This window comes from Actinomyces sp. oral taxon 180 str. F0310, assembly GCF_000185285.1.
Classification (GTDB): domain Bacteria; phylum Actinomycetota; class Actinomycetes; order Actinomycetales; family Actinomycetaceae; genus Pauljensenia.
Window position 1 is genome coordinate 2,249,238 of sequence record NZ_GL622194.1, and the last position, 13,778, is coordinate 2,263,015.

The following is a 13,778-nucleotide window of genomic DNA, read 5'->3' on the forward strand; positions in this document are numbered from 1 at the left end:
GCCGTCATCGTGAGCTGAGCGAGTAACGCCCGACACCCCCGCGAGCTTTCACGCCCCTCGCTTCAGCGTCGATCGGCTACCCTGTGTGTGTGGCCATTGAATTTTCTGAAGAGATCCCGTCCCTGCGCACCACGATGGACAACATCGTCGCCGTCGTGCAGCCGGACAAGCTGCGCGAGCAGATCGCCGAGCTGAACGAGAAGGCGGCCGCGCCCGACCTGTGGGACGACCCGAGCGCCGCCCAGGAGGTCACGAGCGCGCTGAGCCACCGTCAGAGCGAGCTGGACCGTATCACGCAGATGAGCGAGCGCATTGACGACCTCGAAGCCATGGTCGAGATGGCTGCCGAAGACCCTGACGAGGGCGCTGAGATTCTCGCCGAAGCCGAGGGAGACCTGGAGAAGCTGCGCAAGGACCTGGGTGACCTCGAGATCCGCACCCTCCTGGATGGGGAGTACGACGAACGCAACGCGGTCATCACCATCCGAAGCGGCGCGGGCGGCGTGGACGCGGCGGACTTTGCGGAGATTTTGCTGCGCATGTACCTGCGCTGGGCCGAGCGCCACGGATACCCCACGAAGGTGATGGACACCTCCTACGCCGAAGAGGCCGGGCTCAAGTCCGCGACCTTTGAGGTTCAGGCACCCTACGCCTACGGGACGCTGTCCGTCGAGGCCGGCACACACCGCCTGGTGCGTATCAGCCCCTTCGATAACCAGGGTCGCCGCCAGACCTCCTTCGCCGCCGTCGAGGTGATCCCCCTGATCGAAACAACCGACCACATCGAGATTCCCGAGTCGGAACTCAAGGTCGACGTCTTCCGCTCCTCCGGGCCGGGCGGCCAGTCGGTAAACACGACGGACTCCGCCGTGCGCATGACGCACATCCCCACGGGGATCGTCGTGTCGATGCAGGACGAGAAGTCTCAGATCCAGAACCGTGCGGCCGCCCTGCGAGTTCTTCAGTCGCGCCTCCTCGTCCTGCGCCACGAGGAGGAGCAGGCCAAGAAGAAGGAACTTGCCGGCGATGTCAAGGCCTCGTGGGGAGACCAGATGCGCTCCTACGTGCTGCAGCCGTATCAGATGGTCAAGGACCTGCGAACAGAATTCGAGTCGGGCAATCCACAGTCGGTGTTCGACGGAGACATTGACGGCTTCATCAACGCGGGGATTCGTTGGCGCAAGAACGAACAGAACGCCGCCGACTGACCGATCGCTCCTCGGTGTGCCCGTGCCACACCGAGGCTTTTCTGCGTGTCGCAACCGGCTCGTGACATGATTGTTACCTAATCTAAATGGGACTATTGCCCTTCGATCGGATGGTCCCATGATTCGTTTTGATGATGTCACCATGGTGTACACGCCAGGTGCCCAGCCCGCGCTGGACCACGTCTCGCTGGAGGTGGAGCGCGAAGAGTTCGTGTTCCTCGTCGGCAAGTCGGGTTCCGGCAAGTCCACCTTCCTTCAACTCGTCATGCGAGAGATGAAGGCGACCAGCGGCAAGGTGTGGGTGCTCGGAAAGGACGTGTCGAAGCTGTCGACGTGGGCGGTGCCGAAGCTGCGCCGCCAGATCGGCACGGTCTTCCAGGACTTCCGCCTGCTGCCCTCCAAGACCGTGTACGAGAACGTGGCGTTGGCCATGCAGGTGATAGGCAAGCCGCGCCATGCGATCGAGACAGCCGTTCCCGACGCGCTGGAACTGGTGGGACTGTCGGGGAAGGAATCCCGACTTCCGCACGAGCTCTCCGGCGGCGAGGAACAGCGCGTGGCGATCGCGCGCGCCATGGTCAATCGCCCTGAGCTACTCCTCGCCGATGAGCCCACCGGAAACCTGGACCCCGAAACGTCGTTGGGCATCATGCGTCTCCTGGATCGAATCAACCGTACCGGCACGACGGTTGTGATGGCGACCCACGACGCCGACATTGTTAACCAGATGCGCAAGCGCGTCATCGAACTTGAGGCCGGTGACGTCGTGCGCGATCAAAACCGCGGCGTCTACGGGGCGGGGAGGTAAGCCAGTGAAGCTTCGTTTTATTCTGTCCGAGGTCGGCAAGGGCCTGTCGCGCAACAGGGCGATGAGCGTGGCCGTCATCATCGTGACCTTCGTGTCGCTGCTGTTCGTGGGCATCGCGGGCTTGACCCAGATGCAGGTGTCCAAGATGAAGTCGGAGTGGTACGACAAGATCGAGGTCACCGTCTACATGTGCGCGAGCAACGACGCGGCACCCAACTGCAACGCGACGGAAGCAACCGAGGCGCAGATCGACGCGGTACGTCAGAAGCTGGCCTCGTCGGAGATGACCGAGTATGTCGCCCACGTCTACGAGGAAACAAAGGAAGAAGCCTACGACAACTTCCAGCGCCTCAACGGCAACGGCACCCTCAAGCAGTGGACGAGTCCGGACATGCTTCAGTTTGCGTTCCGCATCAAGCTGGTCAATCCGGAACAGTATTCCGTCATCAAGGAGGAGTTCTCGGGCACGCCAGGCGTGTCGGAGGTGCGCGATCAGCGCGAGGTTGTCGAGCCTCTCTTCCGCGTCCTCGGTGCGGCGCGTACTGCCGCCCTGGGGCTGGGCGCGATCATGGTCGTCGCAGCGGTCCTGTTGATTTCGACGACGATCCGCCTGAGTGCGATGAGCCGCGAGCAGGAGACCCAGATCATGCGATACGTGGGTGCCTCCAACCTGTTTATTCAGGCTCCGTTCATGATCGAGGGTGCGCTCGCTGCGCTTGTCGGCGCGGTTTTCGCCATCGGAACCCTTTTCGCCGGTGTGCATGTCGTCGTTCAGGGGTGGATGGCGCCATCCTTCAAGTGGACGAACTTCATCGGCATGGGCGAGGTGGCGATCATGACGCCGATCCTTGTCCTGGCTGCCGTTGCCCTGGCGGTCGTGGCCTCGGCGTTCTCGCTGGCCAAGTACACGAAGGCGTGATTGTCATGGTTCTTTCCGTGATGAGAAGTAGAAGGCGCGTCCTGCGAGTTGGTGCGCTGGTCGTGGCAGCGTGCTCCTTCGCGGCGATGACGCAGGCCGCTCCCGCCCTGGCGGACGGAGATCGTGATGCGGCCGCGACGGCCGCCGCGGAGGCCGAAGCTACGGTGAATGCCCTCCAGTCTCAGCTGGAGGGGATCGATGCCTCGCTCGCTCAGGTTTTCATCGACCTACAGGCCCTCAACGGGCAGATCCCAGTTGCCCAGGCTGCCTACGATGCTGCGGCCGCGACCTACGACGCTAAGTCCCGCGAGCACGCCACGATCCTGGGGGAGCTGAATGCCGCTCAGGGCGAGCAGGGACGAATCGACGAGTCTCTGACGCAGGCGAGCGCGCAGGCCAACGACGCGCAGCGGGCGATCGCTGACCTGGTTCGTCGCAAGTACCGGGAGGGGAACATCGACCCGGTTGCCGTCGCCCTCACGGCCGGTGGAACTCAGTCGATCACGGAGCGAGCGGCGGCAGCCGACATGGCGCTGCGCACCGAGAGCCAGACCATGACGGCAGCGCTTGACGTGTCCTCGTCGCAGCGCACTCGGGCCACGCGCCAGAGCGCGATCACGGGCCGCATTGCCGAGCTGGAGGAGAAGGCGGCGCAGGCGGAGGCCGAGGCCCAGAGCGCCAAGGATGAGGCCGACGCCAAGCTCACCGAGCTCAATGGCCTCAAGGAGCAGGCCACCGCGAAGCAAGCGGAGTGGGACGCTCAGAAGGGACAGGTCGAGGCCTCGCTGAGTCAGGCCGAGGCCGACTACCAGGCGCGAAGCGCCGAGTTGGCCGCCATCGACGCGGCCAACCGGGCCTCCGGCACCAGCTACGTCTCCTCCTCCGGCTTCCGCAACCCGCTGGACATTCCGATCGTTGTGACCAGCCCGTTCGGGATGCGCTACCACCCGGTGCTGGGCATCATGAAGGGCCACTCGGGAACCGACATGGCCGCCGACTGTGGCACGGTCATTCGCGCGGTCGCCTCGGGCTACGTCAACGCGGTGTCTGCGGACGTGTCGGCGGGCAACTACGTGGATATCAACCACGGTATCGTGGGCGGGAACTCGGTGATCACGGAGTACCTGCACATGCAGGCGCAGTATGTCTCGCCGGGACAGTATGTCAACGCCGGGGATGCCCTGGGGGAGGTCGGTTCCACCGGATACGCCACCGGCTGCCACCTGCACTTTGGTGTTCTTCAGAACGGAAGCTACGTTGAACCCATGGATTACCTGTAATCCGCGTTAGGATTGACCCCCGTAGCGTTTTCGCTGCGGGGGTCAGTCCTTGCGGCCGGGGAGCATCGTCGAAGGGAGGCAGGCATGCCGAAGGAATGGAAGAAGCCCAAGCCCACGGAGGGCCAGCGCGCGAAGGCGGCCTCCGACGCGAAGAAGACGATCGCCCGCAACAAGAAGGCGCGCCACGACTACACGATCGAGGACACGTGGGAGGCGGGCCTGTCCCTCATGGGCACCGAGGTCAAGGCTCTGCGCATGGGACGGGCCTCCCTGGTCGATGCGTGGGTGGAGATCAACGGTGGAGAGGCCTGGCTCTACGGCGCGAACATCCCCCTGTATTCCCAGGGGTCGTGGACGAATCACGCCCCGACGCGCAAGCGTAAGCTGCTCCTTCACCGGGCTGAGATCGACCGCATGGCCGACCGGGTGTCCGCCAAGGGCTACACGATTGTCCCGCTGGAGCTGTACTTCATCGGTGGGCGCGTGAAGGTGGAGATCGCCCTGGCCAAGGGCAAGCAGGAGTGGGACAAGCGACAGGCGCTGCGTGAGAAGCAGGATCAGCGCGAGGCCGAGCGCGCGATCCGCCGCTATGTGAAGCAGGCTCGCAGGTAAGGGAAAGAAGGCGACCTCGTGCGAGGTTCCGTGAGGATATTTCGTCGTGATCTTGTCCGGCTGGTGAGCGTACCGGCCGCCTGGATTGTCATCATCGGCATGGCGTTTGTTCCCGCGCTCTACGCGTGGTTCAACATCGCTGGTTTCTGGGATCCCTACTCTCAGACCTCGCACATCCGCGTGGCGGTGGCCAACGAGGACGAGGGAGCTACCAAGGAGCGGCTGGGCACGGTGAATGTCGGCGCGATGCTGGAGTCCAAGCTGGCAGACAACACCCAGCTGGGGTGGCATTTCGTCAGCGCCGACGAGGCGCGAGCCGAGGTGGAGCGCGGTGATTCCTACGCGGCTTTCATCATCCCAGCGTCCTTTTCGCGCGACCTGACGGGAATCGTGGACGGCAGCTACGTGAAACCGAACATCGCGTACTACGTCAACGAGAAGAACAATGCCGTCGCGCCGAAGATCACGGGGGCGGGCGCGACGGCTTTGGACCGCCAGATCAACTCGGCGTTCGTGTCGACGGTGGCCAAGATTTTGTCGGAGAAGGCGTCCGAGGCCGGGGTGAGTATCGCGACCACCGCTGACCAGAAACGTTCGGACGTATCCGCGTCCGTGTCCGAGGCCTCGGCCAAGCTGGACAGCGCCTCACAAACCCTGGGTGGCATGGGGGAGAAGATCGACGTGGCGAAGGCCTCGGTGGCCTCCGCGCGCACGACCCTGAGCGAGCTGGACGCCGCGGCCTCTGACCTCTCGGCATCACTGGACCAGGCGGACCAGCTGGTGAGCGATTCTCGCTCGTCCCTGGCGCAGTTCTCGACCCAGATGGGCGGGGCCCTTGACGGGCTGTCCTCCAACGCGGCGAGCGCCCTGGCGGGCGTGTCCGCGAACGCGGGCACCCTTGACGGCGCGGTGCAGGGCGCGTCCGGACGCGTGGGCGGCCTGCTCGCCGAAGGCACGTCGATCAACGACTCGGTGGGCGAGGTGCTCGCGGAGCTGAACGCTCTGGGGATCGGGAACCTGCCTGCGGCGGACACGGCTCTGACCGACCTGACGAACCAGAACGCGGCGCTGTCTGCGGCCCTCGGCAACCTGACGACCCTCAACTCGGGCCTGTCGGCCACGTCCACCTCGATCACGAACGCGCTGACGTCAGCCTCCGACGCGTCCGCGGCTGTGTCGGCCTCGGTGACGAATGCTCGCAGCGGCGTGTCTTCCCAGCTCCCCGCGATTTCGTCGGCGCTGGACGATTTCTCGAGCGCGTCCTCGTCGATGCGTGGCTCGCTGGACACGCTGCGCAGTCAGCGCGAGCAGGTGTCGGGCCTGCTCGACCAGCTCGATTCCCTCTTGGACGGGGCGAAGACGGCGACCCAGACCAGCTCGACGAATGTCGCCGCGATCAAGACCGACCTCGACTCGGTGGCGACGGACATCTCGGCGCTGTCCTCCTCGAATACGCTGCGCGACCTGGCGAACTCCCTGGGAGTCAACGCCGAGTCGATCGCCTCTTTCATGGCCGCGCCGACGACGATCGAGACGCAGGCCGTCTACCCGGTCGCGGCCTACGGTTCCGCGATGGCTCCGCTGTTTACGAACCTGGCCCTGTGGATCGGCGCGTTCTCGATTGTCCTCCTTGTCAAGCTTGACGTGGATGAAGAGGGGATCGGCCCCACTTCCTCTGCAGCCAAGTACATGGGCCGGTGGATGCTGCTCGCTTTCTTCGCCCTCATCCAGGCGCTCGTCGTGTCGATCGGTGACCTCATCATCGGCGTGCAGACCGTGTCGCGCCCGGCGTTCGTGGGGACAGCCGTGATCATTTCGCTGGTGTTCGTGTCGATTATCTACATGCTGTCGACGTGCTTCCAGCACATCGGCAAGGGCTTGTGCGTCATCATCATGGTCGTGCAGATTCCCGGCTCTGCGGGCCTGTACCCGGTCGAGATGCTGCCCTCCTTCTTCCGGTTCCTGCACCCGCTATTTCCCTTCACCTACGGCATTAATGCGCTGCGTGAGATCGTGGCTGGGTTCTATGGGCACACCTACCTGTTGTGCTTGGCTGTTCTCGGCGGTGAGGCGCTGCTTGCTTTCGCGATTGGCCTCGCGCTGCGGCCTTTCCTGGTGAACTTGAACGCGATGGTGACTCGCGACCTGGCGTCCTCCGGGCTCTTCCTGGCCGAGGCGACGCGCGTTCCCTCGAACCGCTACCGCCTGACGCAGATCGTGGCGGCCCTGGCGGACCACGACGGCTTCCAGCGCTCGGTCAGCGGTCGTGCCGCGCGCTTCGAGCGCCGCTACCCGAGGATTCGCCGCGTATCGATCGTCGTCGGCATTGTCGTCCCGGTGGCGCTCGCCGTCCTGTCGGTCGCGAACGTCGCGGAGGTGCCGATCGTGCTGGGCGCGTGGATCGTGTGGGTCCTTCTCGTCATCACCTTCCTGATCGGCCTCCAGTACGTTCGCGAGGCCTTGGCGCGCCAGCAGCTCCTCGGCGCCATGGATGAGGGGGACGTGCGCTCGCTGCTCACCCGCCGCGTGCAGGGCGCGCGCTCGCGCATCGCGCGGGGTGCTGCCGCCGTGGGCGCGTCGATCTCGTCGGCGCTGGCCTCCTCCCTCGGTGAGCGCGGGGGAGAGGACGCGGACGAGGCCGACCCCGGCCTCGGCGATGAGGACGGCGCGGGCGACGCGTCGGAGGCGGCGAAGGGAGAGCAGCAGTGAGGACCATTTGGGCCATCTACCGCGCCGACCTGCGCCGCGCGCATCGTTCCCTGATCGCGAGCGTCGTCGTCTTCGGCCTGGTCGTCATCCCGTCGCTGTTCACGTGGTTCAACGTGGCGGCGTCGTGGGACCCGTTCGGGAACACGAAGAGCCTGCGCATCGCGATCGCGAACACGGACGCGGGCTACAAGTCGGACCTGGTGCCGCTGCACATCAACATCGGCGACTCGGTGGTGTCCGCGCTGCGCAAGAACGACAACTTCGACTGGGTCATCGACTCGCAGGAGGCGGCCATCGAGGGGACGCGCTCGGGGGCGTACTACGCGGCCATCGTCATCCCCGCCGATTTCTCCCAGGACATGCTCACGTTCTTCGACGGGGGAGCCTCCTCCGCGCCGATGACCTACTACGTCAACGAGAAGAAGAACGGCATCTCGCCGAAGATCGCCGGCCAGGGCGCCGAGGCGGTGAGCGCCCAGGTCAACCAGATCTTCGTTCAGACGCTCTCCGAGGTCGCCTTCGACACGGCGACGTCGGTCGGGAATGCGCTGTCCTCGCCAACGGCCGTCAATACGGTGACGGCGCTCGACAACCGCGTGCAGACGGTTGCCTCGCGCCTGCGCACGGCGGCGGACAGTGCGGACGCCTACGCGTCGCTCGTGGGCTCCTCGGTGACGCTCATCGACTCGACGACGACGCTCGTGGATGGGCTGGGGAGCGCGAAGGGCTCCGCGCAGTCCGCGGTCTCGAGCGCCCAGGCTGGGGCCAGCGGACTCGGGTCTGCTGCTTCGGCGGCGGTGTCGTCGGTGTCCGACGCGATCTCCTCGTCGCAGTCCTCGCTGGACTCCCTGTCGGGTGCCGTCGACAACGTGTACGCGAATGGCTCGACGAGCGCGTCGGATGCGGCCTCGACGCTGCGCTCTCAGGCCACCGTGTTGGACGCGCAGGCGAGCAGCTTCGCGTCGATCAAGTCGACGCTCGCGTCTCTGCCAGGCTCGCCCGTCTCCCAGTCCTCGCTGGACCGCCTGCAGGCCGCCTCCGATCGGCTGACCGCAGTCGCGAACGGGCTGCGTGCCGCCGCCCTTGACGTGGACTCCAAGGTGGCGAACGCACAGGCCGGGCACGCCGCGGTTAACGGTCTTATCGCCCAGGCGCGCTCCGCGGTCGATGGCCTGTCCTCCGACTACGAGACCAACCTGCGGCCTCAGCTCGAATCGCTGGCCTCCACCCTGGCCTCGGCCCAGTCCTCCCTGAGCGCCGCCCGCACGTCCCTGGAGAGCGCGACGTCGACCGCCTCGAACGGGAGCGGAAGCGCGCGTGCGGGCCTGAGCCTGCTGCGCGAGAACCTGACCGGCGCGGCCACGAGCCTGCGCGAGGCAGCCGGCAAGCTTGACTCCCTGCACGCGTCGATCTCCGAGGTGTTTGCCGGGGGAGACCTGACGACGCTGGGAACGATCATCGGGAATAATCCCGAGGCCCTGGCGGCGGCCATCGCGGCCCCCGTGGGCGTGGAGAAGACCCCGGTCTACCCGGTCGCGAACTTCGGTTCCCAGATGGCACCCCTGTACTCGATCCTGGCCCTGTGGGTCGGGTCCGTGCTCATGGTCGTGTCCATGCGCTCGGACGTCACGGACTCCAACGTCGTCGAGGGGCTGGCGGAGGTGGATCCGCTGCGCGCGACCCTCACGGCCAAGCCCGTCGGCCTGGCCGCCGGGTACCTGGGACGCTACCTGATCTTTGGGACTATCGCGCTCGCCCAGGCGACCCTCGTGGGGCTGGGTGACCTGTACTTCCTGAAGGTCCAGCAGGTCCACCCGCTGCAGTTCATGGGCACCCTCTGGCTGACGGCCATCGTGTTCTCCTTCCTCATGTACACGTTGATCGCGACGTTCGGGAACGCGGGCAAGGCGCTGGGGGTGCTCCTCCTCGTCCTGCAGATCTCGGGCGCCGGGGGAGCGTTCCCACTGGCGATCCTGCCGTCGTTCTTCTCCGCGATCTCGCCGTTCCTGCCCGCGACGCATGCGATCACGGCGCTGCGGGCCTCGATCGCCGGCTATTCGGGCCACGAGTACGGGGACGCCATGTGGTTCCTCGCCTCCTTCATTCTGTTTGCCGCGTTCCTGGGGCTGGCGTTGCGGCCGCTGCTGGTGCGCAGCAACCGGCGCATGGTGGCGAAGCTGGAGTCCACGAAGCTCCTCTAGGGACCGGCCCGTCCTCGGGCCGCGAATTCTCCGGCGAGGGATCCGGCCAGCGACAGCTGTGTCCCTCCTCCCCGCGCCACTCGCGGGAGAGCGGGCGCGTCCCTGCTTGTCGCCCTTGACGGTGGGGGAGGAGTGCCATATACTGATGTGTCCGACGGTCTGCGGAATAGCTGAGCGTTGGTGAGCTGAAAACTCAAGAGGGGATGATCGGTTTCGACAGTGGTCGTCGATCGAAGTGAAGCGAGCCGAGGACGTGCGCTCAACTCGTTAACGATGCGTGCAAACCAATAGGTGCCGAACAGAATCGCACCGACTACGTTCTCGCTGCCTGATATCGCAGCCTGAACCTTTAGTCCGTCAGCCCGGGAGCTGCTTCCGGCCCGGTGTCTGGCGTCGTCTAGGGAGCCACTGGGTGCCGCCCATGTTGGTGGGGCGGCTCCGACACTCAATCAACTGAGCCCATCCGGCGGTGAGTCTACGCGGATGCCGGGGGCCGAGAAATACACTCGTAGACTGCGCTCGGAGAAGAATTCGGGGTCGGCTATTGGACGGGGGTTCGATTCCCCCCATCTCCACCCCCACCCCGGAATCTCATTGAGATTCCGGGGTTTTTACTGTGATCGCAACGGTTTTCTCCATCCATCGCCCCGGGCGCATGTATCAGGATGTATCAGGATGTATCATCGACTGTGGCGCAGGTGTGGCGCAGGCAGTGGAAAAAGATGCTGCGCCACTTTCATTCGAACATACATCACATGAGCGGACGCAGAGCCTTCTGCCCGATCGGCAAGGCCCACAGCGGATGAATCGAGGTGCGTTACGCAGGCTCGGAAGGGCTCAAGTCCCCCAGCCGCGTATGCGCGTGTACAGATGAAGCAGTGTACACTGCCCTGATATGTTATACAATAACAGCTTTGTGGCTATGTCTTGAATCCAGTTCACCACAGTGCTACGACAGGAGTTGCAATGGCAACCGTCGGCTACGTCCGCGCTAGTGCTGCCGATCAGAATCCCGACCGGCAGATCGAAGCTAACGGGACAGTTGGCAAGCTCTTCATCGATCGTGCTTCCGGTAAGGACACCCACGGATCCCAGCTCGAAGCCCTGTGCTCCTGTGTGTGCGATCGAGTCGATGACGTGCTGAAAGTCAAGAGCGGGGGGCGCCTTGCCCGGTCCATACAGGACCTGCTTGCGCTCCTTGAGGAGTTCGAGGCCAAGGGTGTGAGCGTGGACTTTGCGGATGCTCTCGCCCTCTCCGTGAGTACCCTCTCCGGCAAGTTCATTCTCACCGTGCTGGCCGTTGTGGCCGAGTTTGAGTGCGAACTCTTTAAGGAGTGGGAGCGCGAGGGCATCGCGCTTGCGCGAGCAAAGGGACAGTATCAGCGCCGTTCCGAGCTCATCCCTGAACCAATCGCAGACGCCCGTCGTCTGGGGAACGAGGGTGTGCCAAAGACCCCTGCAGCTGCTCATCGTGGCATGTCGCGCCAGACGCCGCATGATGCTCTGGCTGGCAAAGGAGTGTGTGGTGAGTACTGAGATCGTATATGGCGAGGTCTTCACGCGTCGGTGGGTCGTCGAGGCTATGCTGGACCTTATCGGATACACCCCTGACCGGGACCTTGCTCGCACCCGTCTCATCGAGCCCTCTATTGGCTCAGGAGCCTTCATCATGCCTGTGGTCGAGCGACTTCTCACTTCAGCACGGCACCACCACGCCACCGCCGAGGACTTGCGTAACTGTGTATTCGGCATGGACCTCCAGCCAGCCCACATTGCTACCTGTCGCTCCAAGGTCATCAGCCTTCTACTCGAGCACGGTTTCGATGAGTATGATGCCGAGTCGTTGGTGATGAACTGGTTCCGGGAGGGGGACTTCCTCCTCGATGACGTACCTGGCGACGCTCACTTTGTGATCGGTAACCCACCGTATATCCGAACCGAAGCCCTAGATGACGACGTAGAAATGGCATACCGCACCCGCTGGGCCACGATGCGAGGACGTGCCGACATCTACGTCGGCTTCTACGAGCGTGGACTCACCCTCCTTCGTCCCGAGGGGCGCCTGAGCTACATCTGCGCAGACCGCTGGATGCACAACTCCTACGGAAAGGCGTTGCGTGGCCTCATCTACAAGAGGTATGCAGTTGATACGGTATGGCAGATGCACGACGTGGATGCCTTCGAGGCAGAGGTTTCCGCTTACCCGGCTATCACTGTCATCGTGAACACCCCGCAGAACGAGGCGACCTTCATCGACACCACTGAGACTTTCAACGAGCACTCTGCTCGTGAAGCGCTTACGTTCACTCACGGGAATGAGGAGAGCCGGCGTGGCACTGGCTGGGAAGGTGTGCGCCTTCCGAGCTGGTTCGAGACAGATGACTTTTGGCCTGCGGGCTCCCCTGGAGCCATCAAGCTGCTCGAACACCTTCAGGAGCGCTTCCCGACGCTTGAGGCCGACGGCACCACCCGTATCTCCATCGGTGTGGCGACCGGCAACGACAAGGCCTATCTCGTGGATGTGAACGCGATGGAGGATGTAGAGCCCGACAGGCTTCTGCCCCTTGTTATGGCTGACGATATCCGGCAGGGAATCCTCATGCCTCCCTCGAAGCAACTCCTCAACCCATGGGACGCGAGTGGAAACCTTATTGATCTCGCTGACTACCCGCGCTTCGCCCGCGCCCTTGAGCTCCGACCCGCGATCCGCCAGCGTTACGTCGCGAAGAAGTTCCCAAGCAAGTGGCATCGCACTATCGACAAGGTTTATCCAGGCCTTGCTGAACGCCCCAAGCTCCTGCTCCAAGACATGAAAGCGCGGATCACGCCGGTCTATGAGCCCGGTGGACTATACCCACACCATAACCTATACTACATCGTGTCCGATACCTGGGACCTTGAGGTCCTAGGTGGACTGCTTCTGTCGAGCATCGCTGAGGCTTTCGTCACTGCGTACGGTGTCAAGATGCGCGGCGGCACCTTGAGATTCCAAGCACAGTATTTGCGTAAGATTGCTGTTCCCCGCTACAACGAGCTGTCTGCGGACATTGCGCAGCGCCTCCGAGCTGCATTTCGGAAACGGGACCGTATATCTGCCAATGTGGCCGCTGAGGAGGCCTATGGGCTACCTCGAGGCACCGTTGATCGTTATCTCTAGAACAAGGGAGTGCAATGTCCAGCCCACTCGATCCGGCCATCTGGCAACAAGCCGTCGCAGGCTACTGGACCCACCTCACGACGCAGCAAGAGAACCAGGGAGGTCTTTCCGGCATTAAGGACACAGGCAACCGTGCTGCCGTCACGGGTGGTAAACAGATGGACCTCATGCAGGCCGTTGTCGCTGATCTGTGGATGAGTGATCCAGAGATCCACCTCGAGGTTCGTACCACTGGGCACAACGATCTACCGACCTACTTTCGGCCGTCGAAAAACTGGGATCTCGTTGTCCTCTACCGGGGCGCACTCATCGCAGCGATGGAGTTCAAGTCTCAGCGCGGTCCTTCGTTCGGCAACAACTTCAACAACCGAACCGAAGAGGCTCTCGGACTCGCCGCCGACTCGCAGATGGCAGTTGAGCGTGGCTTATTCGGCATACTCAAGCCTTGGTTCGGCTTCATCATGCTCGTTGAACGCGCCGTAGGCTCCACGAGGCCCGTCCGCGTACCGCCGAATATGCCGTTCCCGGCGGACCCGATCTTCCACGGAAAGTCATACATTGGGCGCTACAGGATTTTCTTCGAGCGTATGATCGCTGAAGGCAACTACGATGCCGTTGCTCTCCTAACAGCAGAAGCTAACAGTGGCGAGTACCAGGAGCCCTCACCGGTGCTCTCAATGGCGAACTTGGAGGCTGCCATCAAGGCGAGAATCGCTTACATCAAAGCTTTGCCTCACGATCAGTTTGATGCAATGGTGGAGCGATAGAAGATGAGAATAATATTGTCATTATCTGAGAGGTAGCCGCCTCGATCGCCGTTTCGTGACCTGGTCCTTGTTTCTGCTTTCTATATCGGTGACCAAGAGCTGACTCTGCATTGCCGG

At 63.6% G+C, this 13,778-nt stretch carries 10 protein-coding genes and 1 other RNA gene; all 11 read left to right on the plus strand.

Annotated features, from left to right (window positions below):
- Nucleotides 1–89: 89 nt before the first annotated feature.
- Nucleotides 90–1,208, plus strand: coding sequence for a peptide chain release factor 2 (prfB, locus tag HMPREF9006_RS09635; RefSeq protein WP_009213412.1), 1,119 nt, complete (start codon nucleotides 90–92; stop codon nucleotides 1,206–1,208).
- A 118-nt stretch (nucleotides 1,209–1,326) separates the two neighbouring features.
- Nucleotides 1,327–2,016, plus strand: a complete 690-nt coding sequence (gene ftsE / locus HMPREF9006_RS09640; RefSeq protein ID WP_009213413.1) for a cell division ATP-binding protein FtsE — start codon at nucleotides 1,327–1,329, stop codon at nucleotides 2,014–2,016.
- A gap of 4 nt (nucleotides 2,017–2,020) precedes the next feature.
- Nucleotides 2,021–2,935: a permease-like cell division protein FtsX gene (gene ftsX / locus HMPREF9006_RS09645; RefSeq protein ID WP_009213414.1), complete on the plus strand. Its 915-nt coding sequence runs from the start codon at nucleotides 2,021–2,023 to the stop codon at nucleotides 2,933–2,935.
- Nucleotides 2,936–2,940: 5 nt separating this feature from the next.
- Complete coding sequence (locus HMPREF9006_RS09650; RefSeq protein ID WP_009213415.1) at nucleotides 2,941–4,215, plus strand: peptidoglycan DD-metalloendopeptidase family protein; 1,275 nt, start codon at nucleotides 2,941–2,943, stop codon at nucleotides 4,213–4,215.
- Nucleotides 4,216–4,299: 84 nt separating this feature from the next.
- Entirely contained in the window at nucleotides 4,300–4,827 is a 528-nt protein-coding gene (gene smpB / locus HMPREF9006_RS09655; protein WP_009213416.1) for an SsrA-binding protein SmpB, read from the plus strand.
- A gap of 18 nt (nucleotides 4,828–4,845) precedes the next feature.
- Nucleotides 4,846–7,536 (plus strand): YhgE/Pip domain-containing protein, encoded by a 2,691-nt coding sequence (locus HMPREF9006_RS09660; RefSeq protein WP_009213417.1) that lies wholly within the window; start codon nucleotides 4,846–4,848, stop codon nucleotides 7,534–7,536.
- Complete coding sequence (locus tag HMPREF9006_RS09665) at nucleotides 7,533–9,737, plus strand: YhgE/Pip domain-containing protein (protein ID WP_009213418.1); 2,205 nt, start codon at nucleotides 7,533–7,535, stop codon at nucleotides 9,735–9,737. The genes HMPREF9006_RS09660 and HMPREF9006_RS09665 overlap by 4 nt, the downstream gene beginning before the upstream one ends.
- A 199-nt stretch (nucleotides 9,738–9,936) precedes the next feature.
- Nucleotides 9,937–10,315: a transfer-messenger RNA gene (gene ssrA, locus HMPREF9006_RS10475) on the plus strand.
- Nucleotides 10,316–10,703: 388 nt separating this feature from the next.
- Nucleotides 10,704–11,273, plus strand: a complete 570-nt coding sequence (locus tag HMPREF9006_RS09670; RefSeq protein ID WP_009213419.1) for a recombinase family protein — start codon at nucleotides 10,704–10,706, stop codon at nucleotides 11,271–11,273.
- Nucleotides 11,263–12,894, plus strand: coding sequence for an Eco57I restriction-modification methylase domain-containing protein (locus HMPREF9006_RS09675; RefSeq protein ID WP_232209868.1), 1,632 nt, complete (start codon nucleotides 11,263–11,265; stop codon nucleotides 12,892–12,894). Before HMPREF9006_RS09670 ends, HMPREF9006_RS09675 begins: the two co-directional genes overlap by 11 nt.
- A 14-nt stretch (nucleotides 12,895–12,908) precedes the next feature.
- A complete protein-coding gene (locus tag HMPREF9006_RS09680; protein ID WP_009213421.1) occupies nucleotides 12,909–13,661 on the plus strand; it encodes a PaeR7I family type II restriction endonuclease in 753 nt (250 codons plus the stop codon).
- Nucleotides 13,662–13,778: the final 117 nt, after the last annotated feature.

Coding starts and splice junctions, on each gene's coding strand:
- ftsE (WP_009213413.1), top strand. CDS start 1,327: ATGATTCGTTTTGATGATGTCACCATGGTGTACACGCCAGGTGCCCAG.
- smpB (WP_009213416.1), top strand. CDS start 4,300: ATGCCGAAGGAATGGAAGAAGCCCAAGCCCACGGAGGGCCAGCGCGCG.
- HMPREF9006_RS09680 (WP_009213421.1), top strand. CDS start 12,909: ATGTCCAGCCCACTCGATCCGGCCATCTGGCAACAAGCCGTCGCAGGC.
- HMPREF9006_RS09670 (WP_009213419.1), top strand. CDS start 10,704: ATGGCAACCGTCGGCTACGTCCGCGCTAGTGCTGCCGATCAGAATCCC.
- HMPREF9006_RS09650 (WP_009213415.1), top strand. CDS start 2,941: ATGGTTCTTTCCGTGATGAGAAGTAGAAGGCGCGTCCTGCGAGTTGGT.